Genomic DNA, 26,879 nt, shown 5'->3' with positions numbered 1-26,879 from the left:
AAAATATCAGAAAAATTTTATATATTTTTTCGCGATGACTTAAGACATATGATTTATTTTGATATTTTTTAAATCTAAACTAAAAAATCTGCTTTATAAACATAGCTTTTCAGTTTTTCCTTGTATAAATATTGTATACAGTCAAAATAATACAAATAATCAATAAGCTGAAATTTGTTATCCCAAATATGAGATCATATGACCTATAAACCGCATGTCTTTTCTATTTCTCCGGGAACTGCTTTTTTGCCTCACTTTGTTGATGCACTACTTTCTGGTAGCCTTATTGATAATTTCGCTCCCAATGGAGATATTCAAACAACCCTTGCCGATAGCCTTATTTATGTTCCGACACGTCGTGCTGCTCGCGCTTTGCGTTTAGCCTTTGTTGAAAGAAGTGATACACAATCAACATTTTTGCCAACCATTCGTGCTCTAGGAGATGTCGATGAAGACAGTTTTCTTTTTGTTGAAAATCATACCAGCGCTCTCGATCCACCTATTGGAGAAAGCGAACGTCTTTTACTTTTAGCGCGCCTTATCCGTCCATGGCGTGAAAATTTGCCTGCGCATCTGCGTGCCATGTTTGGTACAGAAGATGTACTTATTCCGGCTCATAGTGCTGATGCGATTTGGCTTGCGCAAGATTTAGCACATTTGATGGATGAAATTGAAGCAGAAGGAGCAGATTGGTCAGAACTTAAAAATATTGCACCTGATATGGTCGCTGAATGGTGGCAAATAACGCTCGACTTTCTGACTATTGTTACGCAAAATTGGCCACAAATCTTGACCGAAAGGCAACGAAGCAATCCCGCGGAATGGCGTAATCAAGCACTCACAATGCATGCAGAGACTTTGCGATGCACGCAGCCTGATAAACCTATCATTGCTGCTGGTGTGTCAGGTTCTATGCCCGCAGTTTCTCATCTTTTAAAGGTTATAGCTTCTCTGCCCAAAGGGGCTGTTGTTCTTCCTGGCCTTGATCTTCATATGGATGAAGAACAATGGAATGCACTAAGCACAAGCAATAAAGAAAAAACAGCTTGTGATTTTTTTGATCCTGCAGAAAATGTTTTTAGCCATCCTCAATATCATTTAAAAAAACTTCTAACTCTCATGGAGTGTCAACGTCATCATGTTTGCGAAATTGGCCAACAAAGTATAACAAAGAAAAAACGAATGGCTCTTTTATCAGAAGCACTCCGACCTGCTTCTACAACAGATAAATGGATACAAATTGTCCGTGATGATTATGAAAATCTTTGTGCAGATTGGTCATTTATTGAAGCTATAAATGAACGTGAAGAAGCTCTCGCTATAGCTGTTACCTTACGCAAAGCTATTGAAGAACCTCAAAAAACTGCGGCTCTTATTACAAATGACCGTAATTTAGCACGCCGTGTTGCCGTGGAATTACAGCGATTTGGAATTGAAGCAAATGATTCAGGCGGAATACCACTTGCACAAACATTGCCTGTAACTCTCTTACGACTTATCTTAGAAAATGTATTGCAACCTGATGATCCCATTGTTTTTCTTTCTCTTCTTAAACATCCCCTTACAACACTCCAACAAAATCGTCATCGTTTACGGGAAATGGCAGAAAATTTTGAACTTTTTGTTCTTCGAGGGAATACAGGGCGTATTAATCTTTGCGAGTGTGATCAATTTCTTGAAAAATGGATTGAAACATACTTTCATAATAGTTCTGAAATCAACGCTCTTGATCAGCAGAAATGTGAAGAAGCACGTTTCCTTTGTCATCTTTTGAGGACAGCTGTTGAACCTTTAACATCTCTTATGAAACAAGAGAAAGAATGCACCATCAATGAGGCTGCAATAGCAACTGTTGAGGTTTTTGAAAATTTTGGTCGCAATGAGGATAATTCTCTTGCACATCTTTATCAACATGAAGCAGGACAAGCCTTATCAAATTTTTTGTGTGAATTGGTCAGTGATCAATCGGGATTAACATTTCATCTTTGTGAATGGCCCGCTATGTTTTCTGCCATAATAGCAACCCGTTCCGTCGCACCTTCGCCTGGAGGACATCCACGTTTATTCATCTGGGGTACTTTGGAATCGCGTTTGCAAACGGTTGATACAGTGGTCATTGGTGGTCTTAATGAAGGATCATGGCCGATATCAACCCGAAATGATGCTTTTTTATCGCGACCGATGAAAATGATGTTAACTCTGGAGCCACCAGAGCAGCGTATTGGTCTTTCTGCGCATGATTTTCAATGGGCGATGGGAATGGATAAAGTGGTGATGAGTCGCGCATTGCGCGTTAATCATACGCCTTCCATTCCATCACGCTGGCTACAACGCATGGAAACAGTTGTAGGAAAACAGGTTTGGAAACAAATCCGTGAACGAGGTGAAATACTACGCCATTGGGCAAAAATGCTTGATCATACAAGCATAACTTCTGAGGTGGAACGTCCTTGCCCTTCTCCACCTCTTGATATACGCCCGCGCCATTTTTCAGTCACTGAAATAGAAACATTGCGATATGATCCCTATGCTATTTATGCTAAAAAAATCTTAAGGCTCAAACCACTTAAAGAACTTATTCATGATCCTAGCGCTTCAGAACGAGGAACACTTTATCACGCTATTCTTGCAGCTTTTTGCACACAAATGAAAAATCCAAATGCTGCAAATGCACTCAATGTACTGCTTGCTATTGGGCGTAAAGAGTTTGATAAGTTCAATTTTCCACCCGATATTGAAGTAATTTGGTGGAATAGTTTTGAAAACCTTGCTCCACGCTTTATTCAATGGGAACAAAGTTTAGGGCTGCGAGAGCGATATTCGGAAGTGGTATCACAAAAAATTCCTATAGGAACAACAGGAGTAACCCTTTCAGGACGCGCTGATCGTCTTGATGTTTTGCCAGATAAAACGGTTGAAATTCTAGATTTCAAAACCGGAACCCCTCCTTCATCAAAACAAGTTCGTGAATTATTATTTCCGCAATTGGCTTTAGAAACAGCTTTACTCATACAAGGGGGCTTCCCAGATTTTCAAGATTTTACACCTTCAAATTTATTTTACATTCCCCTTAACAAAAAAGGTGAAATTAAATCCCAATCAATTCTTTTAAAGAAAAAAGACGGAAAAACTTATCTAAGTGCTGTTGATCTTGCTGAAAATGCATGGGAAAATCTTATCGCACTCATAACTTATTATCAAAATCCACAACAAGGCTATCTCTCACATGCTGTCCCCATGTCAAAACGATATGAAGGTGACTACGACCATTTGGCTCGGTTGTGGGAATGGTCAAGTGGTTTTCATAAAGAAGAGTAATCATGACGTTTTTTTCTATTCCTGAAGCCGCTCTTGATGCACAAGCAACAGCAACACATCCCCAAAAAAACGTGTGGGTTTCTGCAAATGCTGGATCTGGAAAAACCCACGTTTTAAGTGAACGTGTTATCCGTTTGCTTTTAAACGGTACGCCTCCAGCACGTATTTTATGCCTTACTTATACAAGAGCTGCTGCTGCTGTTATGCAATCACGAATTTTTCGCACGCTTTCTAGTTGGAATGAGCTCGATGATGCACAGCTGCAAGAAACCTTAACACGGTTTGAAAAAAAACCTGTTAATGCGCAAAAACTAACTTATGCACGGCAACTCTTTGCGCGTGCCCTCGAAACGCCTGGTGGCTTAAAAATTCAAACGATTCATGCTTTTTGTGAAGCTCTCTTACATCAATTTATGTTAGAAGCCAATATTGCAGGGCATTTTGAACTTCCCGATGATATCGGTCGAAAAAAATTACAACAAGAATCCCGTCGCGAACTTTTAGCCCGTCGTGATGTACAACCTGCTTTGCAGCTGTTACTTCAAGTTATTAGCGAACATACTTTTAATCAATTGCTCTATGAGGCAGTTGAAAAGCAACATAAATTGTCTGATTTTTTATCTTCTCTTTTATCTGAAAATGGAGAAGAAAAATTGCGCGCGCTTTTTAACTTAGCGCCCAATGAAACAAATCAATATCTTCTGGAACAAATTAAACAAACAGCGCGCCTTCCTCTTTATGCTCTTAAGCATTGTGAAACCAATGGTAATCAAAGCTTTAAGGATATGGTGGCAAAACTTTCCCAATTAGAAAAGGTGCATGATGAGACAAATATTCTCAATATTATTTCTGATGTTTATTTTACAACAAAAGGTGAGCCGCGTAATTTTTCACATTTATTTCATAAAAAATCAGACGAAATTTGGCCTTTTATTCAACAAATGCTTGAAGATAAACAAAACAAGCTTTCTGTTCTTTTAGAAAAATATCAATGCGCAAAGGTTGCCACCCTCAATATGGCTGCTTTTCAGCTCTGTACTATTTATCTCAAAATTTATAAGAATCTAAAAAAGTCCAATGGCTTCTTAGACTTTGATGACCTTATTGAGCGTACACTTCATTTGTTACAGCGCAAAGGTGCAAGCCAATGGGTGCACTATAAACTTGATCAGGGACTTGATCATATTCTACTTGATGAAGCACAAGACACCAACCCTGAGCAATGGCAAATTATTCAACTGTTGGCACAGGAATTTTTTTCAGGGTATAGCCAACGAACAAACATACGGACTCTTTTTGCTGTTGGAGATGAAAAGCAATCTATTTATTCTTTTCAAGGCGCTGCTCCAGAAAATTTTGCTGCAAATGGACGAATTATTCAAAAAAAAGTGCAGCAAACAAATCAGCAATTTGAAAAAATACAACTGCATTATTCTTTTCGCTCTACAGCAGATGTTCTTAAAAGCGTTGATCTTGTTTTTGAAACACCAAAAAACTATAAAGGACTTTCGGCAGACAATACAAAAACGGTGCATGAAGCTATCCGTGTTCACAGTCCCGGTGAAGTTGTTATATGGGATGCCATTTCAAAAGAAACGAGTGAGTTTCCTCAAGATTGGCATGCAACTGTTAATCATTTAGATACACCTGAAGTCCGTTTAGCAGAAAAAATTGCTGAAACGATTGCTGACTGGTTACAAAAAGGCGAAATGCTTCCAGCAAAAGGACGCTTAATACGTGCAAGTGATATTATGATCTTGGTCCGTAAACGTGATCAATTTGTCTCAGCTCTTTCTCGTGCTCTTAAACACCGTAATATTCCCGTAGCAGGGGCTGATCGTTTACAGCTTACCAAACATATTAGTATCCGTGATTTAATGGCGCTTGCGCGTTTTGTTTTACAGCCACAAGATGATCTTTCTCTTGCTTGTGTTTTAAAAAGCCCACTTTTTGCTCTTAGTGAAGAGGAACTCTATCAGCTTGCCGCACACCGCACCGGCTCTCTTTGGCAAAGTCTGTGTGCGCATACATCATCGCAGGTATCTTTTAAAGATGCTTTTGAGAAGCTAAACCATTATCGTGCTTTAGTGGATCAAATACCGGTTTTTGAATTCTATAGCTATATTCTGAACAATGATAAGGGACGGCAAAAAATTCTATCCCGTTTAGGATCTGAAGCAAATGATGTGCTCGATGCTTTTATGGATTATACGCTCACTATTCAAAAAACAGGATTACCAGGATTACAAGCTTTTTTAGAAACATTAAGTGCAAGCGAACCAGAAATTAAACGTGAATTTGAACAAAGTAATGAAGAAATTCGCATTATGACTGTTCATGCTGCAAAAGGACTAGAGGCTGCTGTTGTGTTTTTAGTCGATCCTGGCAGTGCGATTTGGCATCCTCAGCATGCGCCTCACTTGCTTAAAGTTCCTTTAAACAATGCACAATGGAACGGAAAACAAGCCTTTATTTGGCATCCCAATGAAAAGTTTAATACAAAACTCTCTAAACAAGCAATTTCATATTTAAAAGAGCGTGCAGAAGAAGAATATAGGCGTCTTCTTTATGTAGGAATGACACGCGCTGAAGATCGCTTGTTTATTTGTGGGTATAAAGGTCCGAAAACGCCATCTCATACATGGTTACAACTCGTAAAAAAAGCCCTCGAACCGCATGCCCTTGCTATAAAAGATTCTTCGGAAGATATTGCAGCTTGGCGTTATTGCATTACACCTGCTTCTTCTGCTTCTATAAACTCAAAAGTTCCTTCCGCTGAATGCCAAACCTTACCACCTTTGCCTGCTTTTTTCTCTCATAAAGTACCAGCAGAACCAGTGTTACCAAAACCGTTAAAACCGTCAGTGGCGAGCCTTTCCATTGAAGCTGATACAGAGCTGTCCTCAAGTCCAAAACAGCTTACCACTTCACCTGTTTTAGGAGCCATGAACACAAACAGAGCTTTTTCCATTGAATATGGTAATCTCGTTCACCGATTGTTACAGTATTTGCCCGATTGTCCCCCACAAAAACGTCGAGATTATGCTCGAAACTATCTCAATATCAAAGCCTCTCATTGGCATGAGAGCCAAAGAGAAGATGCTCTTTGCCATATTTGGAAAATATTAGATCATGTTTATCTCAAACCCCTTTTCTCTGAGCATTCACGTGCTGAGGTCTCCTTAATGGGTATTGTGAAAATTCGTGGAAAAGAACAAGCAATCTCTGGTCAAATTGACCGTCTCTACATCACGCAAAACAGTGTTATCTTTGCAGATTTTAAAACAGGAACCCCGCCAGAAAATGAAGCTGCTATTGCTTCCCATCATTGGTTGCAAATGGCTCTTTATCGAAAATTATTGCAAGCTATTCATCCCGATAAAGATATACAGGCTCTGCTTATCTACAGTAAAGAAGCCAAAATTTTTAAACTTCCTCCAGAAAAACTTGAGGCATTTCTTAGTGAAGTTGCCTTATAAGTTACTCTTTTCCTTGCAAAGCATTTTTACATTTTATTTACTTTCATAAAATCGCTCAAACAAACACAACGCACAATCCCTGGTGTAAAAAAGTCCTTTAATAATTTATCTTTGCAATAACTTGATATGAATTGTTATTATACCAATCTATAAAAGGTGAATATAAAGGATAAATCAATGACGTGTATAAAAGTTGATAAGGACAATTTCGAAAGTGAAGTTCTAACCTCTTCCACCCCTGTTGTGGTTGATTTTTGGGCAGAATGGTGTGGCCCTTGCAAAGTGATTGCTCCAATTTTGGATGAAATTTCAATAGAAATGCAAAATCAAGTTAAAATTGCTAAGGTAAATATTGATGAAAATCCGGAACTGGCTACCCAATACGGAGTACGTTCTATCCCTACATTACTAATGTTTAAAAATGGAAATATTTCATCGAATATGGTTGGCGCTACCTCTAAAGGACGTCTTTCTGAATGGATAAAAGATGGGCTTAGTTAATTCCACATATAATCACTATAAAGGAGAGAAGTTTTGTCTCTCCTTTTGACTTTTTTAAAATATTCTTTTTTGCATTATATTATAATGAAAAGACAATAAAAATCAAAATTGTAAATGAATTTAAGAATTCGTGCTTTTATGCATGATTCAATTGACCATTTTTATAAAAAATTGCTTTGTATGAAGAATATAGGCAATTCTTTCCTTATAGGCGCGTTAAAAATATTGGGTGAATGATAATTTCATTAAAGGTATTTCTTCTTAGATAAGACTATTGAGATAGATAGTGTTTTCAACACATAAAGGGAGATTTTAAGCAAAAACTTTGCAAATTACTTTTCTGAAGCTCACAATTTTTAAGCAGAAAGAAACAAGCAATTCACTACAGGTTATATAATGCTCTTCTAAAGGGTTATCACTTCAATTTAAAATTCTCTTATACTATTCTCTAAAATCAAAATTGTAGGTATCAGATTCTCTAAAATAAATTGATGAATTTCTATAAATTAACGGCTGTCCTTTGCAATTTATGTCATTGTTATATAAAAGAGTCAGCATTTCGTTTCATCTTCCATGGTTGGTGCCTCCATGAAGCCTTCTTTATGTTGTCTATCATCTCAGATTTCATAGGTAGTACTGAGATATTATCAAATTAAAAAATGATGATGTTCATGTTTTTTTAAAATGTACGAATTGTAAAAGACTGTTGCAAACATTCAATGGAATGTTGCGCTGATCTAACTGTTACATGACGCCCATGTTCTTTATAGTGTAAGGTGAGTGCAAAAGTGGCGAGTTCTAAAAGAGCTGTATTTCTTTCTGGCCATTCAACAAGTAAAATATTTTTCTCACGAGCTTCATGAAGCCCTAATTCATCAATTTCTTCTGCCATAGAAAGGCGATAAAGATCAGCATGAATAATTTCAAACTTTGGAAGTTGATAGCTTTGCACAAGAGTAAAAGTAGGGCTTGGAACATCCATAGTGTTATCGTTCGCAAGTGTTTGAATGATTGTACGTGCAATGGTTGATTTTCCAGTTCCAAGATCTCCTTGCAGCGTTACAAGATCTCCTGGCTTTAAAGAAAGAGCTAAATTTTGTGCAAAAAGCTTTGTTGCCTCTTCATTTTCAAGAAAAAAACTAAAATTCATTAAAAGTTCCATGAAATGGATGAAAAATTTTTGTTATCATAAAGGTTAAAATTAAAAAATCGTATCTCCTTTGGAGAGTGGGAAAAAACATTTAACTGTTGTTCCTTTTCCAGAACCGGTAAGAATTTCAACATGTCCACCGTGTAGTTCAACGAAACTTTTTACAAGGGAAAGGCCAAGACCCGCTCCCGCACGCCCACCATGGTGTGAATGGGAAGAAAAACGTTTAAAAATACGATCAAGAACGTCTTCTGGGATGTCAGAGCCCTGATTGTGAACGCTAAAGACAATGTTATCATCTTGTTCATCGACGCAAAATTCAATAGTACTCGCCTCCGTTGCAAAATTAATAGCATTACTCAGTACATTCACAAAAATTTGATGCAAGCGCTTTTCATCAGCAGAAATAGAATTTAAGGAAGGAGAAATTTGTTGTAAAAGCGTAATATGCCGTCCATTAAGGCGATCTTCTACACGTGCTACTGCTTGTATCATAGCATCTGCAATATTAACCGATTTTATGTCCAACTCCATAATGCCTGCATCAAGGGTAGCAAGATCAAGAATATCGTTAACAATATTTAAAAGAGTTCCTGATTCTGAATGAATATGCCCAAGATATTCTTGTTGACGTTTATTGATAGAGCCGAAAATTTGATCACGTAAAATATCCGAAAATCCAATAATATTGGTGAGAGGTGTACGCAATTCATAGGAAACATGTTGGACAAATTCATTACGCAAACGATCAGCACTTTCTAATGCTTCATTTCTTTCTTGAAGAGCACGTGCAACATGGACAGTATCTGTAACATTCACAAAAGTAAGCATTGTTTGTCCATCGGGAAGAGGAACCAGAGTATAGTCAATAATCATATCATTTTTAAGATCTATACGACCTGAATATGTTTCACGTTTTTCAGCAAAACCGGTAATGAATTTGGTAAATTGATCCCATTCTTGTCCTAAGGTTAAGGCTGAACAATGGCTTTGTAACTGTGTAATATGGGTCCCTTCTACCAGTAAATTATAAGGAAGAGACCACAATTTCGACAAGGCAGGATTCGATAAACGAAGGCGTCCATCAGTACCAAAAACAACCACGCCTTCGGAAAGTTTATCAAGTGTTTCACCTTGTATTTTAATAAGTGTATTATAACGGCGTTCAAGATCAATTTTTTCTGTAAGGTTTTCGTAAAGCCAAGTGACACCTCCTTGTGGATGAGGGTTCGAGATAACACGCACCGTACGCCCATCTGGAAGATTCCAAATTTGTTGGTTCGATTCTGTTTGTCGATAGGCTTTAAAAAGTTCTTCTTTCCATGCGCGCCAATCGGGGTGTTCAGCAATGAGCCCTTTTTCACGTAGACGTTCAAGAAATAATGTATGGCTTGGTTCACTTTCTAAAAAGGAAGTCTCCAACGGCCATAAAATTTTAAAAGCATGATTACAGAATTTTAATTTTTGGTTTGTATCAAAAATAGCTACAGCTGTTGAAATTTGGTCAAGTGTTTCACAATGGCTTTGAAGAACATAACTTAATTCATGAGCAAGATTTTCATATGCGCTGTCATCACGCGCAAAAGCTGCCATCCCTTCGGCTGTTGTAATACGTGTGAGATGAAAACGATGTCGTTCTCCATCAATAACTGTGTGAACATGTTCTTGAAAAATTGTTTCTATTTCATCTGTTTTGCGTTGTGTATTTTCATTGAAAAGATCCCCCACTTCATCACTGCCTTCACGAAAATCTGTCATTTCTCTAAAGGCGCGATTGATAAAACAAACTTTTCCTTCACAATCTTTTATCCATACGGGCTCTTGAATAAGATCAAGAAGATTACGCTGCATTCTCAGTTCAGTAAGAAGGCGGGCGATATCTTTCTGTAAACGAGCATTTTCACTCTGTTGTTTTGAGATATCTTGAAAACGAGCAATAGCGACTGTTCCTGCGATGACTCCTGTAACTTGCAGCAATACATTGTTTGTGGTGGTGATAGAAAGATCAAAAGGGTGACATTTACAACGTAGTTGAGTCAATGCATAATCAAGTTCTCGCAGAGAATTTTCTTCAACCCAGAGCTCAAAACGCTGAAAATCTTTCTGGTCGATTCCTATTTTTTGCAATGCAGAAAGGGCACCAACGACACGGGGTAAGGTTGTTGGATTTTCCCAAATAAGAAGGAATTGCTCGGTTTCTTCCAGAAGCCATTCATAATATTTAAGTTTTTCAGAAAAATTTGCCTGAATTATCTTCAAAGGCTTCTGTGCAGTTTTTTTTGCACGCATAATAACAGCTAGGCACGTGAGAAGTGAAGCACAAGAAATTCCTCCACACAGCGCTAAAAGCAGCCATGGACCATTCGGCAAAGTGAAGAAAAATGGTAAATAACCTTCCAATGACTGAGCAAAAGCGCATGTTGGAGAAAAAAAGAAAAAAAGGCAAAATATATACGTATAGATTCGGATCTCTTTTTGAGCTTTTTCTTTGGGGTTATAGTCACCAAAGCTGAGCACGGCATCTTTCCCTTTTTTAACCCAAGGAAACGTATTAGTAACGGTAATGGTTTGGTTTATAAGGTCCTTGTGGTGAGACTCCAATATAAGCGGCTTGTTCTTCTGATAAAACACTTAATTTTATTCCTAACCGATCCAGATGTAGACGTGCAACCTTTTCATCAAGATGTTTAGGCAAAACAGTGACTTCATTTGTATAGTGTTCTGAACGGGTAAAAAGTTCAATTTGCGCTAAAACTTGATTAGTAAACGAGGCTGACATGACAAAAGAAGGATGCCCAGTCGCATTCCCGAGGTTTAACAAACGCCCTTCAGAGAGCAAAATGATGCGTTTTCCATCGGGAAAGGTGATCATATCAACTTGTGGTTTAATATTTGTCCATGGCAAATTTCTAAGGGCAGCGACTTGGATTTCGTTATCAAAATGACCAATATTTCCAAGAATACACATATCCTTTACTTGTCGCATATGATCTAAACGAACAACATCTTTATTGCCTGTTGTCGTGATGATAATATCAGCACTGGAAGCAGCATCATCCAAACTAACAACTTCATAGCCATCCATAGCGGCTTGAAGAGCGCAGATAGGATCAATTTCTGTTACTTTAACACGAGCCCCAGCACCAGAAAGAGATGCTGCTGAACCTTTTCCTACATCACCATAACCACAGACAATGGCAGTTTTACCAGCGATCATCACATCTGTTCCACGTCGAATACCATCGACCAATGATTCTTTACATCCATATTTATTATCAAACTTTGATTTAGTGACGCTATCATTAACATTAATAGCAGGAAAAGGTAGAAGTCCTTCTTTTTGTAACTGATAAAGACGGTTTACACCTGTTGTGGTTTCTTCGCTTACACCTTTAATTGCCGCGCGCTGTCGTGTAAAAAAACCTGGCGTTGCATCCATACGCTTTTGTATTTGTTTGAAAAAAATTTCTTCTTCTTCTGTTTTGGGATGCGATAAAATATCTTTATTTTGTTCTGCACGACTTCCCATTAAAATATAGTTTGTGGCGTCAGCTCCATCATCTAAAATAAGATTGGAAGGATTACCATCTGGCCATTGGAAGATTGCATCTATATAAGTCCAATATTCTTCCAATGTTTCACCTTTAATGGCAAATACAGGAATGCCAGTTGCGGCGATAGCTGCTGCTGCATGGTCTTGCGTAGAAAAAATATTGCTAGAGCTCCATCGTATATCGGCGCCAATCGCTTTTAATGTTTCAATTAAAACAGCTGTCTGAATTGTCATGTGCAATGAGCCAGAAATACGCGCTCCGCGCAAAGGTTGGCTGGAAGAAAACTCCTTACGACAAGCCATCAAACCAGGCATTTCTGTTTCAGCAATATCAAGTTCTTTACGACCATAAGCGGCAAGTGCAATATCTTTGACAACAAAATCTTGAGCTGCCATTCTTCATTCCTTTAAAATAAGTTTTTCCAAGACGGTAGGAGAAATTAAAAAAAAATGCAAGACAAGAAGAGGACTTCTTTATGTGAAAAAGCTCTTTTAAAATCTCCATAAATTTGTGCAACAAATATGCATTTATGGATCTGAGTAGTGATGTTGTTGATGGAGTAGGAGATCTTCATGATAAGTTTTATTATATAAACAAAATTCTATCCTTTTCACGTAACTTTAAAGCTTTTAAAAGTCTCCAGAGGGAATACCTTTTAAATAATAAAAATGGTGCATTGCTTTACAGTTTTTATATTGATTTTTATGGGATAATATCGAAAGTAGTATACTCGTATTCTACTCACTTATGCGGTTGTTGAAAAAGGAAGAATTACTTTAATCTCATTATTAAGCTTTTTAGCAAAATAATATAAATGCAAAGCCATAGATTATCATGTTTATGGATAGGCAGTTCAGAATCGGTTCTTTAGGATTCCAATGTTGCACCTGCTCTTGGATAAAGACAGTTTATAAGAAGTGCTTTTCTCCTGTTTTCAACGATTTTTATCAAAAGACTATAGATATACGATTAAACATTTTTTGTGATACTGAATAGAGTATTTAAAATGTAAAAACATCACTCTATTGAACACTCTGATTTTAAAACCGCTAACAACGCGCTATGAATTATAAATCAAATAATTAACTCAGTTTTGGAAGAATTTATTCTAGACGAGTAGGTTTTGGGAAAATTGACCATGTGGACGAAATCGCCAGAGATAACTTGGCAAGAATGCTGCCATTGCTCTGGGGGTAATACCCACACCTTCTAGAGTATATCCATTCTCTATAGCTTCTTTAGAAACAATGTTATCCATTTGCAAAAAACGTATCTGATTGGCTGTTACGAGTGTTGGTACAAAAGGCAATTTACCGATTGTTCCCAAAATTCCTCCAATCAATAGACCAGCAGAAAGGGGCATGGATAGGATTGTTTTTTTACGGTGAATAATTTTGAGTATATTTTCAAGAGTATTTTGGAAGGTGATAATCTGGGGACCACCAAGATCATAATTTTTTCCCCAAGCAACCTGTCCATCTAAAGCGCGCACGATAAACTCAGCAACGTCACCAACATACACGGGTTGCAATTTGCTTTGTCCACCTCCAAAAAGAGGCATAATTGGTAAAAAACGTGACAAATCTGCTAAGGTGTTAAAGAAACAATCCTCTGGTCCAAAGATAACGGATGGACGGATAATAATTGCTTGAAGATGCTTGTTGTGAATGATTTGTTCACCCATAAACTTAACACGTGCATAAAGACATGAAGCATTCTCGTTAGCCACAAGTGTTGACATATAGATGAGCGGAATACCAGTTTCTGCTGTTAATTCAGCAACATTGTAAACACCATCAATTTGTGTGTTTTTAAAATTCGATTGACTTGCTTGTTTTAAGCTACCGGGTAAAAACACTGCCGCATCAGCTCCAAGCAATGCGCGTGCAACAGAGGCACGATGCTTGATATCTGTTTTAAGCATTTGGGTTTGTCCTACTTCTCCTATTTGGAGCATATAATAAGCTTTTTGTGGACAACGAACAGCGATGCGAACGCGATATCCCCGCTTAGTCAAAGTTTCAACGACATGTCGTCCTACAAAACCGGATCCGCCAAAAACAGTAATGAGTTTAGGATGTTGATAAAGTGCACAATCAAGTTGCATGATTAAAAAGTCTATCTTTCAAAGCTTTAAAAATAGCTAATTATCTAGCACGGTGGTGTTTTATTGTCACGCAAAATATCACCCGCAAGATAAAGAGAACCACTAATAAGAACAATAGCCTCTTTATATTCCATTTTAATTTTATGCAAAGCATCTTGTAGGTGCGCTTTTGGGGCAGCAGGGATTCCTACTTTTTGGGCTGATTTAGCTAAGTCTGTTGGAGAGATACTGGCATTATTGTCAAGCAGCGGTATCGTATATACTTTATCGACAAGGTTAGCTAAAGGACGAAAATAACCGACAGCATCTTTGGTATTAAGCATGCCAGCAATCATAATAATGGGGCGATCTGTTTTTTTTCTCCATTGTGTAAGTTCTGCCGCAATAACTTTTCCTGCAGCAGGATTGTGACCACCATCTAACCATAAATCAATATCAGGAGATAGTTGATCAACCAAAAGTCCTTGGGTAAGATGCTGCATTCGTGCGGGCCAATAAATATTTTTCAAAGCGTCATTTATGGTTTGTTCTGAAAGTTGAAAACCCGCTTGATAAACTGCTTCAAGAGATGCACCAGCATTGGCAACTTGGTGGTCTCCAATAAGGTTAGGAAGGGGAAGATCCATGAGACCTTGATTGTTTTGAAAAACCATACGTCCATGTTCTTTATAACTTTGATAATCTTGATCAAAGAGAACATAAAATGCTTTATTTTTATTAGCAAGGGGTATTAAAGTAGCAAGAGTTTCTTCATAATTTTGCTTCCCAATGACTACAGGAACGTTTGGTTTGATAATCCCTCCTTTTTGAAAAGCGATTTGAGCAATTGTATTTCCAAGAAAGCTCTCATGATCATAATCAATGGGCATAATAAGCGATACAGCTGGTTTGTTAACGACATTGGTAGCATCAAAACGTCCTCCCAATCCAACTTCTAAAATGACAACATCAGCTGGATGTATACTAAACAACATAAAGGCAGCGGCTGTAAAAATTTCAAAAATAGTAATCGGCTCTTGACGATTTACTTTTATAATTTCACGGATTGTCTCAGCCAATTGGTTTTCTGTAACAAGTTGACCACCTCCTTTTTGACCTAACCGGCAGCGTTCATTCCAGTTGACGAGATGAGGTGAGCTATAAACATGAACGCGGTATCCTGCACTTTCCAAAAGAGCACGGCAAATTGCTGAAGCAGATCCTTTGCCATTTGTTCCAGCGATGTGAATAACAGGGGCAAGTTTTAAATGTGGGTTACCAAGACGCTCTAAAAGGTGAACAATACGCTCTAAAGAAAGATCAAATTTTTTCGGATAATTTCTTAGTAAATCATCCACCACCCTTTGTATTTGACTTTGTTGCATAAACTTAAGCTGCTTTTGTCCTAGAAAGCGATGTTTGAGAGTCTGTTGGGGATGGATCGGAAGGGTTAAAAACAGCAGGGCGTTTCATCATCAAGCGTAAAATACGCGCAATTGTTGTTTTCATTTCTAAACGCGATACAACCATATCAATCATACCATGTTCAAGCAGATATTCACTACTTTGAAAACCTTCTGGTAGGGTTTCACGTATAGTTTGTTGAATCACACGTGGACCAGCAAAACCAATCATAGCGCCAGGCTCGGCAATGTGAATATCACCAAGCATGGCGTAAGAAGCAGTAACACCACCGGTGGTTGGATTAGTCAGCACAACAATATAGGGAAGCTTTGCTTCTTTCAACATTTCAATCGCTACAGTTGTACGGGGCATTTGCATCAACGAGAGTGTTCCTTCTTGCATGCGTGCACCACCAGAAGCAGCAAAAAGAACCAGCGGACGCCTTTCAGCAATGGCAGTATCAAAAGCTTTGATAATAGCTTCTCCTGAAGCCATACCAAGTGATCCACCCATAAAGGCGAAATCTTGAACAGTTGCAATAATTGGTAAGCCTTCAATCGTACCACGTGCACTTAAAATATTGTCATCAACCCCAAGTTTAGAACGATAATCTTTTAACCGGTCAATATAGCGTTTTTCGTCACGAAATTTTAAAGGATCTGTTACAACTTTTGGATTTTCAAGAGCTGTATAAACACCATCATCAAAAAAATGCATGAGACGATTTTTAGCACTGATACGCATATGATGACCAGAATTGGGAGCTACAAATTGATTAGCTTCCAGATCTTTATGGAAGACCATTTCACCACTGGTAGGATCTTTAATCCATAGATTTTCTGGAATTTCACGGCGCCCCAATATAGAGTTAATTTTAGGACGAACATAATTTGTAATCCAGTTCATCTTTATAACCTTCCTTTAAATATTGTGCATCTTTTGCATGATTTGAAAGAATATAGAACTTAAGCAGTCACATTTGCTTTACCGGTTGAACAAAGGAGTCTATTTAATACTTTTATCAGTGTACGTATAGCTTGTTTTTTAATTTTTAATTTTTCCCATATCATAACAATCATATGCATCATGAAGAGTATTCCCTATAATAAATTTCTCATAAGTTCTAAGAACTTACATGTTTGTATTTTTTACTTTGGTGTTAAAATTTACTCCTTGCGATGGTTAACAAACGCCTTATTTTTTAATAACAATGAATATCCAATTAATCATTCGTATCAACAGTTTTGAAGAAAAGAAACCTTATAGTATAAGGCGCTAACAAGGCTAAAATAATCCATTAAAGATAATGAATACAATAACGCTATATTAGCGAAACGCTAACATCAGAGCAAGATTTTTTTCAAAAGGTTTCTTTAAAGCGCACGCTTTTTACAATTAAAATAGAATACGCTCAAAATACCATTATATTACTCATTTACGTGCTTGTTTTACACAGATATCTTTCAATAATTTCCAAAACTCTCTTATGAAGAGTATACACTCTCCATGAATGGTATAAAAGACATTATGCTATCCGTTTTTACTGAAATAGAAGGTACAAAGCGGCACCATCATATTCTTTTTCAGTTTTCAATACGACGATAATGTTTGCATTAAGAGGATTCATATAAAGATATTTCACGCCTTTTTGAAAGTACTTTTATCCGCACACCACCTCCATTTATGAGATATTAACAAACGATTTCAATTGATCCAATATGAATAGGATTAAAATGAGAAACCCTCATAATATTTAGGTTTTTCACTCATGTTGTGAAACGATAAGTTATCATTATAAATCAATATATTGCTTTAATAAAAGATAAAGCATAAAATTTTATATTATGCTTTCTTTGGCTGGCAAGTTTTATTAACCTTAAAGTCAAGGAACACTATTTTTGTGTAATGCGTGCTATGGTCTTTTGGGAAAGCATTTTGTGTAAATGTGTCATAAAGGCGGCGGCAAAAAGCGGTGTTGCTAGATTAATAATAGGAATCGAAACAAAAATCGCTATCAATAATCCTGCGCCAAAAACTGTTGTGTAATGAGTATGTAAAAAAGCACGCGCATTTTGCTCTGTTCGAAAACGGTAAGCAGCAAACAAGAAATATTCATGACCAAGCAAATAACCATTAATAAGATAAAAAGCAATTAAATTAATACCTGGTATGAAGAATAAAATAAAAGCAATTCCATTACCAAGAAGGCTTAAAATAACAAATTTAAAGGAAATGATAAGAGAACGCTGAAACGGCAAAGCTTGTCCAATAGGCTCGTTTGGATAATCCTCCTTTTCAATGATTTCAGCAGCAGAGTCAATGAAAAAACCACCAATCATAGCTGTGATGGGTGCAATCAAAAAAGCCAACAAAAGAGCCAACCCAAGATTAAAGATGATAAGCATGCTAAAACCAATCCATCCCGCCCAACTAGGGAGTCCAGGAAGAAATTGAGCAATCCAGGGCCAAAAGTAAGACACAAAAAGTTGGTGCACACATAACCATAAAATGGTGAGAATGAAAAAAGTAACCCCCAATGCTTTCAGTATCATAATACGATATTGCGAGGTCAGAAGACGTTGTAAAGCACGATAAGCAGCAGTAAAAATCATAGATTAATAAACTAAGGAAAGAAGCAAAAAAAACAAGAAATATATTTAAAGTATGTACAGTGTAATTTTTTCTTTCTTTGAATTACAAGATTTTTTTCAAGAACATTATAAAAAACGGTTAAGGTTTCTTTGTTAAAAATAAAGTTTGAATAAATAGAAATTTTAATTTTTAAAAACAAAGAAGAATTTAAAAAGTAGCTGTTGTAGAAGAAATTTTTAGTATTTTTGTACATAGTGTAGATTATTGCGTTTATATGATATATGTAAAAAATTAAGGAATAAGAACTATTTGGGAGAAAAGTTGTTTACTTCTATTTATTCAGTAGAGTTATCTAACTTCGTTTATCTAAGTGCTTAATTGTTTTGCACAATTCCTAAAATTCTGTACTTTTCTACTATTTGGCGGCATGCTCTTGCCCCTCGCTTTCAAAAAAATATTGAGTTCAATGGAATATGGGTAACGTAGTCGCTCCGTAGATATTCTAATTTTGGGCAACAGAATGATTAATATGATAGAAGTGGAAAAAATAAGCTTAGGCGATTGACCGTCCGATCCCATAGAAGAGCAGTTTTTTGAGAAGAAGCAAAGAAAGGGAGAAACCACGGATGCTTAAAAATGATGAGATTTTGAATTTTAAAAGCTATAAGTGCAATGAAGTAAGCATTCATTGAAGCACTTTTCATACAAGTGGTGCACTGTATCAAATAATTTTTAGATAATAAAACCACTAATTTATCGAAGAGAATTGATCATTTTCAACTTGAATAAGAATCCCAAATATAGAAATATTCTTTAATTTCAAAGACTCTATTCAACATCAAAAAATTATTTACGTACACATTATAGGCGAGACCAATGTATGGATACAAAGCTTTCGATAAAGGAATAAAAATGCTTCTCATGAAACATCACAATGTGAGGATATCATGGATAAAATTCTAGTTTTTGTGGTCTTGGTATTCTGAAGAGAGGACACACACATTTAATCTTAAAGACCGATCACTGAGGAAAATAATAAAGGCTTCAGTTTCATAAACTTATAGACAGTGGTGCAGTGAACTTTGTCTACACTCTTTATAAGCGTCAGTGTGAGATATGCTTCAAATTGCATTGAGATGTTATAATATCATTGATTTATACATTATTTTTCATAGCGAATAAGAGCTCAAAATAAAGTTGTCATATTTTCTCATTAGCTGCTCTCATCATGAAACAATCAAAATCATTTATTTGCATATCATAAATATGACCAATATGTGGATAAAAACATTGAAGAAAGAAAATGCTTTTTATAAATTTTATCCATTACAAGAGCTTTGTCAAAATTGATGGTAGCCAAAGTGAATGATAGCTTGTTTTTTATAAGCTGGCGAGACAGTGGTGCAATAGATTCTACTTTTATGAAGGCTAGGGTGAGATAGGATTTTTTTAAAAAACATTCCCCAACGCTCATCATACCCACTTCGCAACAGCGTTTGTGAATGGTCTATGGGTAAAGCTCTCGTGAATAATATAAAACTTATAGGGCATCACTAACTTTACGCTTAATAAAAAGAGCACGCTGGCACCATCATCCTCAGTGTTGTCCGAGACAAGCCCTTGGTTCTTGAGACGGTCCATTATAAGCGCTTTTAGTTCTTTCTGAAACGTTTTGTATTCATACAGTTATCCTTGTTTACAACGTGCAAGAAAATGATTTTTATTGATTCAACATGAGAGAGATTGGGAATGAGAGAATCTTATGATATCTGGGATTCTAATTTAATATGAACAATGCGATATTATCATTATAAACCAGAAATATTATATACTAATTGAGATGGATAGACACATATTGTCAGTTCTATTTTATAAGGTGTTTTAATATCAACGCGTTTGAAGAGTTCTTATTTGCAAAGGGGTATATTTTCCTCATGAGGAGTAGGTGTTTTGGGGGCAAGAAATGATACAATCACGTTTGCTAATTTTTGCGCTACGTGTTGTTTACTCATATGGGGCCATTGTTCAACTTTTTTTCTACTTACGAGATAAACTTGATTTGTATCAGCACCCATGACACTTGTACCATCTAGTTGAAGAGAAATATCATTAGCAAGAATGAAATCAGCTCCTTTTTCAACACATTTTTTTTGCGCATTGGCAATGATATCACATGTTTCAGCAGCAAAACCAATGACCAATGAGGGGCGGTTTGGAGCGTGTCCAATCGTTGCTAAAATGTCAGGATTTTCAACCATATGAAGGGATGGTGGTATTTTATGAGCATTCTTTTTAATTTTGTGTAAAGACTGCGTTTGACTGCGCCAGTCACAAACAGCGGCAACAAAGATAGCACCATCAGCAGGCAATGCGGTTTGAACGGCTTGTAACATCTGTTGTGCTGTTTCAACATGAATGGTTTTTACTTCTTGTGGGTCTGCAAGATTAACAGGTCCACAAATAAGTGTTACTTTTGCACCCAAATGCGCAAGAGCGGTTGCGATGGCATGGCCTTGTTTACCTGAAGACCGATTAGCAATATAACGCACTGGATCAATTGGTTCATGGGTAGGGCCAGAGGTAACGATGAAATGGCGGTCAGAGAGAGGTTTTTCATGCACATTCAAAATAGTCTCTATGGTAGCGACAATAGTTAAAGGTTCGCTCATGCGTCCATATCCTATCTCGTCACGTTCAGCCATATTTCCGATTTCTGGTCCGATGATATGAACGCCATCTGCGCGCAGTTGTGCAACATTGCGAATAGTGGCAGGATGCGCCCACATGGACGGATTCATGGCGGGTGCAATTAAGAGTGGACAGCGTGCCGCTAAAAGAATGCAATCAGTCAGATCATCTCCTATGCCATTGGCTATTTTTGCAATGCGATTGGCTGTAGCAGGGGCTAAAATAATAAGGTCAGCATTACGTGCTAAACGGATATGTCCGATATCGTGTTCTTCTTCGCGTGAAAATAAATCAGTATATACAGTACCACCGCTTAAAGCTTCAGCGGCTAAAGGCGTAATAAACTTTTGCGCTGCTTTTGTCATTACAACTTTTAAATGTGCTCCACGTTCTTGTAAACGGCGAATCAAATCAAGTGCTTTATAGGATGCAATACTTCCACCAATAATAAGAAGGAGAGATTTTGATTTCAATGATTTCACTTCAACAGCGCTAGTATGAAGGGGTTGTGTGGTGAGAGGAGTGGGATTGCTTAAAAGGCGTCGGACTTCTTCTTCCATAGAAATACCATTTTGCGCGGCGCGTATGCGTAAAGCTTCTTTGGTTTCAGGAGACAGGTTACGAATGGTAATACTGGCCATAAAATACCTCCAAGAAATAAAATGATTGCAATGATTTCATTGTTGATATTTTTAGCATATTAAGGAGATTAGAAAAGATGAAAAAAGTAAAAAGTAAGACAAGCGCAACAAAGTGCAATGATAAAAAGACTATAACGACCATAACGGTTTCTATGACTTTGTTCCACAGCAAGTTGTTTGAGGGTAGCAGGAGAAAGATTAAAACCTGTTTTTCTCATTTGATTGAAATCTTCTTCTATCCGTTGGAAATTTTGAACCAATTGTGGTGTTTTGCGTGCCAGCGAAAGGAGAGCTTGTGCTCCTTCACTAAAGTCTTTTGCAACGCCTACGGGTCCTAAATTTTTACTAATCCATTCTTTGACAATGGGTTCAGAAGCTTTCCACATATTAAAAGTGGGGTCTAATGTGCGGGCAACACCTTCCACGACAACCATCGTTTTTTGCAGCAATAAAAGTTCAGGTCGCGTTTGCATGTCAAATAATTCAGTGACTTCAAACAATAAAGTGAGCAATTTAGCCATGGAAATGCTTTGTGCTGATTGTCCGTGAATTGGTTCGCCAATAGCGCGATTGGCTTGTGCAAAGCTTTCGATATTATGGTGTGAAGGAACATAGCCTGCCTCAAAATGGGCACGTGCAACTCGATGGTAATCGCGGGTAATAAAGCCGTAAAGAATTTCAGCAAGGAAATGCTTTTCTTTTTTGCCAAGCCTTCCTGTAATGCCTAGATCAACAGCGACAATACATCCTTTTTCATCTACGAATAAATTACCAGGATGCATATCGGCGTGAAAAAAACCATCACGCAGTGTATGACGAAGAAAAGATTGAATAAGCGTAATAGCAAGCGCCTTCAAATCAAATCCTGCCTCTTTGAGTTTGGAAGTTTCGGATATTCTTATACCATCAATCCATTCCATTGTAAGAACATTACGTCCTGTCCGTTCCCAGTCAATACGTGGAACCCGAAAGCCTGTATCATGTTGAATATTTTCAGCCATTTCAGATATAGCTGCTGCTTCTAAGCGTAAATCCATTTCAAGTCGTGTTGTTTGTGCTAAAGTATCTACCACACAAACAGGACGAAGCCTTCGAGAGGCAGGGATATAGCGCTCTTGTAAATGAGCAATGAGATAGAATCCTCTAAGATCTTTAGAAAAACGTGCTCTGATATTGGGACGAATAACTTTTACAGCACATTTTTTCTTATGGCCAGTTTCATCACTGTATTCAGCTGGATGAACTTGAGCAATAGAAGCGGCGGCAATGGGGGGATAAAAATTTACGAATAAATCATCAATAGAGCGACCAAGAGAACTTTCAATTTGAGCAATAGCGGCAGTGCAAGAAAATGTTTGGACACGATCTTGTAGCTGTGACAAATCTTCCGCAATATCACGCCCAACAATATCAGGTCTTGTGGCAAGAAATTGACCAAGTTTTATGTAAGAGGGTCCAAGCTTATTAATGGCATATGAAATATTTTCAGATCGCTGTTTCTTTTTTGTTTTGCGTCGTGCTAATGCACTCGCTATACGATGACATAGCGCTGGAAATCCTTGAAGATCATCATGAGGAAGAGCACTTAAAACACCTTCACGTGTTAAAACCCATCCTGCACGCATCAATTGAAAGTAAGGGGAAATTTGCACCATTTTTAAATTTTCCAACCTGAATGCAGCGCCGCAATCGCACCGGTGAGATTGCGGTACGATACCCGCGAAAACCCCGCATGCTTGATCATATGGGAAAAATCATCTTGCTTAGGAAATTTGCGGATAGATTCAACCAAATAACGATAAGCATCGCCATCATTTGCGATAAATTGACCTAGCTTAGGGATAGCATGGAAAGACCAAAGATCATAAATTTTATCGAGCCAAGGCATCTCGACATTTGAAAATTCTAAACATAAGAAACGTCCACCGAGCTTTAAAACACGAAAAGCTTCTCTAAGAGCTTGATCAATATGAGGAACATTGCGAATTCCAAAAGCAATCGTGTAAGCGTCAAAGCTTTGATCTTCAAAAGGTAGATTTTCTGCATTGGCTTCAACAAAATCAATCAGAGGGGCAAGACCATTTTTTTGTGCGCGTTTTTTGCCAACGCTGAGCATTGAGCCATTAATATCAAGCACTGTAGCATGGGCTTTTTGGCGTGAAGCATTAAGAATACGAAAAGCAATATCACCTGTACCGCCAGCGACATCAAGAACTTTCCAATGAGAAAGTGCTGGTGGGGAAAGCCAAGCAATCATGGAATTTTTCCACACACGGTGTAGCCCTAAGGATAAGATATCATTCATCTTGTCATAATTTTCAGCAACAGAATGAAACACACCATCCACCATGGATTGTTTTTGTGTTTCATCTACTATTGTAAAACCAAAAGAGTGCTCCATGCCACCCTTGGTTCCTACACGTTCTGTTTCAATTGCCATGTATATGATCTTCCTTATTTTTCTTTTATCGTAAATGAAATGGAGAGGGAATGTTCAACTACGAAAAAACAACGTATAAAACTACGACGTTTACACAGCCAAAAACAGAAGAGTACCTTTAGATATCAAGATTGGCAACGCTTAAGGCATTGTCTTGAATAAAAATACGTCTAGGTTCAACTTCATCACCCATGAGACGAGAAAAGAGTGAATCTGCATCGGTTGCATCATTAATTTTTACTTGTAAAAGAGAACGTGCATTGGGATCAAGCGTTGTTTCCCAAAGTTGTTCAGCATTCATTTCCCCAAGACCTTTATAACGTTGAAGAGTAACACCTTTTTTACCGTTTGTAAAAATGCTCTCTAAAAGGCTCATAGGACCAAAAATACGCTCTGTTTTATCTTTGCGACGTAAAAGAACAGGAGGATGATATATGTCGATAAAATTTTGAGAAATGCGATCAATTTGGCGTGCGTCAGTTGAATTTATAAGTCCCACATCAAGCGTAACAACATCTTTAACACCACGCAAAATACGCTCAAAACATAAACTTCCATCTTCTGTATATCGTCCACTCCAACCTTGTTCCATATCATCAGCAATCAGATTAAGGCGGTGTGCTGTAGTATCTGCTATTTTTTGCGCTTTTTCTTGTGTTGCAAAGACTTCAAGATTAAAAGCGCCAGCAATTGCTGCTTGTTCAACAATATTACGGTCATAACGGGTATGAAGACCATTTAAAAGTTGACGTAATATACGAGCATCTTTAGCGAGTTGATACAAATCAGCCCCTGCACGAACTTCTCCCGTTGAAAGCTCAAGCGTTGTTTCTTCTAATCCAGTATCGATCAAGAATTCTTCAAACGCTGCTTCATTTTTAATATATTGGGAAGATTTTCCACGCGATACTTTATAAAGAGGAGGCTGAGCAATATAAAGATGTCCACGTTCAATCAACTCGGGCATTTGTCTAAAAAAGAAAGTGAGCAGCAGAGTACGAATATGGGCTCCATCAACGTCCGCATCCGTCATGATAATAATCTTATGATAACGTAATTTATCCGGCGAAAATTCATCCTTACCGATAGACGTTCCAAGAGCTGTAATAAGTGTTCCAATCATATCAGATGAGAGCATGCGGTCGAAACGTGCTCGTTCAACATTGAGGATTTTACCACGAAGGGGTAAAATTGCTTGATTTTGACGTGAGCGCCCACTTTTTGCTGAACCGCCAGCCGAATCCCCCTCGACAATAAAGATTTCTGATTTTGCGGGATCTCGTTCTTGGCAATCGGCAAGCTTTCCTGGTAGAGAAGTGATATCAAGTGCCCCTTTTCGTCTTGTGAGTTCACGTGCTTTGCGTGCTGCTTCACGTGCTGTTGCAGCTTCTACCACTTTACTAATGAGAAGTTTTGCTTCATGAGGATGTTCTTCCAGCCATATTGAAAGACCTTCATTGACCAAATTTTCAACAATAGGGCGCACTTCAGAAGAGACTAACTTATCCTTTGTTTGTGAAGAAAATTTTGGATCAGGAACTTTGACAGAAAGAATAGCTGTTAATCCTTCACGGCAGTCATCACCGGTTAAGTTCACTTTTTCTTTTTTAGCAATACCTGAAGATTCAGCATAGCCATTAATTTGGCGTGTAAGGGCACTTCTGAAACCTATCAAATGCGTTCCACCGTCACGCTGAGGGATATTATTGGTAAAACACAAGACCTTCTCATGATAGGAATCATTCCACCACAGGGCAACATCAACGCTCATACCATCCTTTTCACTTGCAATATAAATAGGAGTATCAAGCAGAGCTTTTTTTGATTGGTCAATATATTTCACAAACTCTATTAATCCACCTTCATAATGCAATTCAACGGATTTAATATCAGCATGACGCTCGTCAACAAGAAGAATATAAACCCCAGAATTTAGAAAAGCTAATTCCCGTAAACGACGCTCTAAAGTTTCAAAATCAAACTCAACCATAGTAAAGGTTTCAGAGCTTGGTAAAAATCTAATTTCTGTTCCACTTTCTTGATCGCAATCGCCAACAACTTTTAATGGAGCATCAGCTACCCCGTGGGTAAATGATATTTCATGAATTTTACCATTGCGTTTGATTTGCAATTTAAGCCAAACGGATAATGCATTCACAACAGAAACGCCAACACCGTGTAATCCGCCTGAAACTTTATAAGAGTTTTGATCAAACTTTCCACCGGCATGAAGCTGTGTCATAATAACTTCAGCGGCAGAAATACCTTCTGTTGGATGGATATCTGTCGGAATTCCACGTCCATTATCACGAACAGAACAAGAACCATCAGCATGGAGTGTGACGTTTACAAGAGTTGCATGACCGGCTAAAGCTTCATCGATAGCATTGTCTACAACTTCATAGACCATATGATGTAACCCCGATCCATCATCAGTATCACCGATATACATACCAGGACGTTTGCGTACAGCATCAAGACCTTTGAGAACTTTGATAGAAGCGGCATCATAGTTATTGCTTTGTGCTGGTGAGGTTATTTCATCACTCATAAGTTAGTCCATTCCTGTGTTCAATTTACAATATTTTATCCGCTTTTTTAAAGCTCAATGTTCTGATCAGTTATTTATGGAATAACCACATTAAATATTTACCGTATATCAGATCTAGATTCAATATCTGTCGATATATAATGGAGAGAATGATAAAATGATAGTGTACTGTTATGCTGTAAAACACTAGGACGGTGATATAAGGCGAATAAACACTTATGACTTATACAAAAAGCTGTTTCATAAACGATGCTATTTACTTTGTTTATTTTTGCATATGCGTAATGTTTCAGAATTAGTTATGCATTTTTGTGTTACACTAATAAAGGTCTCACTTGTTTTATCCATAAATCAATTTTTCAATCCTAATTCTACCATATATTTAAAACAAAGGTTGCGAGCTCTCTAAGCAGTTCAAACTTTTGTATGTTAGATTGAGGCGAAAATATTTTGTATATTGGTTTGTGTCATCTTT

Annotated in this window: 14 protein-coding genes; 3 read left to right on the top strand and 11 right to left on the bottom strand. The window is 37.5% G+C overall.

Going from position 1 to position 26,879, the window contains the following annotated elements; genetic code table 11:
* The first annotated feature begins 198 nt into the window (after window positions 1–198).
* The 3 genes from addB to trxA all read left to right on the top strand — a co-directional run bounded on the left by addB (window position 199) and on the right by trxA (window position 7,298).
* Window positions 199–3,318 carry a double-strand break repair protein AddB gene (gene addB, locus ACFILO_RS00665; protein WP_375677698.1) on the top strand — a complete coding sequence of 1,040 codons (3,120 nt, stop codon included), beginning with the start codon at window positions 199–201 and terminating at the stop codon, window positions 3,316–3,318.
* A 2-nt stretch (window positions 3,319–3,320) separates the two neighbouring features.
* Complete coding sequence (gene addA / locus ACFILO_RS00660) at window positions 3,321–6,797, top strand: double-strand break repair helicase AddA (protein ID WP_375652380.1); 3,477 nt, start codon at window positions 3,321–3,323, stop codon at window positions 6,795–6,797.
* A 177-nt stretch (window positions 6,798–6,974) separates the two neighbouring features.
* Window positions 6,975–7,298 (top strand): thioredoxin, encoded by a 324-nt coding sequence (gene trxA, locus ACFILO_RS00655; protein ID WP_375611361.1) that lies wholly within the window; start codon window positions 6,975–6,977, stop codon window positions 7,296–7,298.
* A 679-nt stretch (window positions 7,299–7,977) separates the two neighbouring features.
* On the opposite strand, the gene tsaE is transcribed toward trxA, so the two are convergent.
* The 11 genes from tsaE to gyrB form a co-directional block, all read right to left on the bottom strand.
* Window positions 7,978–8,448 (bottom strand): tRNA (adenosine(37)-N6)-threonylcarbamoyltransferase complex ATPase subunit type 1 TsaE, encoded by a 471-nt coding sequence (gene tsaE, locus ACFILO_RS00650; RefSeq protein ID WP_375612787.1) that lies wholly within the window; start codon window positions 8,446–8,448, stop codon window positions 7,978–7,980.
* Between the two features lie 51 nt (window positions 8,449–8,499).
* Entirely contained in the window at window positions 8,500–10,965 is a 2,466-nt protein-coding gene (locus ACFILO_RS00645) for a PAS-domain containing protein (RefSeq protein ID WP_375612788.1), read from the bottom strand.
* Between the two features lie 34 nt (window positions 10,966–10,999).
* Entirely contained in the window at window positions 11,000–12,397 is a 1,398-nt protein-coding gene (gene ahcY / locus ACFILO_RS00640) for an adenosylhomocysteinase (protein ID WP_375632128.1), read from the bottom strand.
* 713 nt (window positions 12,398–13,110) lie between these two features.
* Window positions 13,111–14,109, bottom strand: a complete 999-nt coding sequence (locus ACFILO_RS00635) for a complex I NDUFA9 subunit family protein (RefSeq protein WP_375620876.1) — start codon at window positions 14,107–14,109, stop codon at window positions 13,111–13,113.
* A gap of 44 nt (window positions 14,110–14,153) precedes the next feature.
* Entirely contained in the window at window positions 14,154–15,473 is a 1,320-nt protein-coding gene (locus ACFILO_RS00630) for a bifunctional folylpolyglutamate synthase/dihydrofolate synthase (RefSeq protein ID WP_375652383.1), read from the bottom strand.
* Between the two features lie 4 nt (window positions 15,474–15,477).
* Complete coding sequence (gene accD, locus ACFILO_RS00625; protein ID WP_375611366.1) at window positions 15,478–16,398, bottom strand: acetyl-CoA carboxylase, carboxyltransferase subunit beta; 921 nt, start codon at window positions 16,396–16,398, stop codon at window positions 15,478–15,480.
* Between the two features lie 986 nt (window positions 16,399–17,384).
* Window positions 17,385–18,104, bottom strand: coding sequence for a sulfate transporter family protein (locus ACFILO_RS00620; RefSeq protein WP_375612793.1), 720 nt, complete (start codon window positions 18,102–18,104; stop codon window positions 17,385–17,387).
* A 1,887-nt stretch (window positions 18,105–19,991) separates the two neighbouring features.
* Entirely contained in the window at window positions 19,992–21,413 is a 1,422-nt protein-coding gene (gene coaBC, locus ACFILO_RS00615; RefSeq protein ID WP_375677697.1) for a bifunctional phosphopantothenoylcysteine decarboxylase/phosphopantothenate--cysteine ligase CoaBC, read from the bottom strand.
* Between the two features lie 68 nt (window positions 21,414–21,481).
* A complete protein-coding gene (gene ubiB / locus ACFILO_RS00610; protein WP_375639764.1) occupies window positions 21,482–23,068 on the bottom strand; it encodes a 2-polyprenylphenol 6-hydroxylase in 1,587 nt (528 codons plus the stop codon).
* Window positions 23,069–23,070: 2 nt separating this feature from the next.
* Entirely contained in the window at window positions 23,071–23,853 is a 783-nt protein-coding gene (ubiE, locus tag ACFILO_RS00605; RefSeq protein ID WP_375612796.1) for a bifunctional demethylmenaquinone methyltransferase/2-methoxy-6-polyprenyl-1,4-benzoquinol methylase UbiE, read from the bottom strand.
* Window positions 23,854–23,971: 118 nt separating this feature from the next.
* On the bottom strand, window positions 23,972–26,404 hold the full coding sequence (gene gyrB, locus ACFILO_RS00600; protein ID WP_375677696.1) for a DNA topoisomerase (ATP-hydrolyzing) subunit B: 2,433 nt from the start codon (window positions 26,402–26,404) through the stop codon (window positions 23,972–23,974).
* Between the last annotated feature and the right edge of the window lie 475 nt (window positions 26,405–26,879).

Origin of the sequence: Bartonella sp. AP72JLCBS, from assembly GCF_042195705.1 — a bacterium.
Lineage (GTDB): Bacteria > Pseudomonadota > Alphaproteobacteria > Rhizobiales > Rhizobiaceae > Bartonella.
The sequence above is the reverse complement of the archived record's forward strand: the minus strand, read 5'-3'. Positions and strand labels throughout refer to the sequence as shown.

Bases quoted from the DNA above. Each gene is read 5' to 3' on its own strand.
- tsaE (WP_375612787.1), bottom strand. From the start codon at position 8,448: ATGAATTTTAGTTTTTTTCTTGAAAATGAAGAGGCAACAAAGCTTTTT.
- accD (WP_375611366.1), bottom strand. From the start codon at position 16,398: ATGAACTGGATTACAAATTATGTTCGTCCTAAAATTAACTCTATATTG.
- addA (WP_375652380.1), top strand. From the start codon at position 3,321: ATGACGTTTTTTTCTATTCCTGAAGCCGCTCTTGATGCACAAGCAACA.
- coaBC (WP_375677697.1), bottom strand. From the start codon at position 21,413: ATGGCCAGTATTACCATTCGTAACCTGTCTCCTGAAACCAAAGAAGCT.
- ubiB (WP_375639764.1), bottom strand. From the start codon at position 23,068: ATGGTGCAAATTTCCCCTTACTTTCAATTGATGCGTGCAGGATGGGTT.
- ACFILO_RS00630 (WP_375652383.1), bottom strand. From the start codon at position 15,473: ATGCAACAAAGTCAAATACAAAGGGTGGTGGATGATTTACTAAGAAAT.
- ACFILO_RS00620 (WP_375612793.1), bottom strand. From the start codon at position 18,104: ATGATTTTTACTGCTGCTTATCGTGCTTTACAACGTCTTCTGACCTCG.
- addB (WP_375677698.1), top strand. From the start codon at position 199: ATGACCTATAAACCGCATGTCTTTTCTATTTCTCCGGGAACTGCTTTT.
- trxA (WP_375611361.1), top strand. From the start codon at position 6,975: ATGACGTGTATAAAAGTTGATAAGGACAATTTCGAAAGTGAAGTTCTA.
- ACFILO_RS00635 (WP_375620876.1), bottom strand. From the start codon at position 14,109: ATGCAACTTGATTGTGCACTTTATCAACATCCTAAACTCATTACTGTT.
- ubiE (WP_375612796.1), bottom strand. From the start codon at position 23,853: ATGGCAATTGAAACAGAACGTGTAGGAACCAAGGGTGGCATGGAGCAC.
- ahcY (WP_375632128.1), bottom strand. From the start codon at position 12,397: ATGGCAGCTCAAGATTTTGTTGTCAAAGATATTGCACTTGCCGCTTAT.
- gyrB (WP_375677696.1), bottom strand. From the start codon at position 26,404: ATGAGTGATGAAATAACCTCACCAGCACAAAGCAATAACTATGATGCC.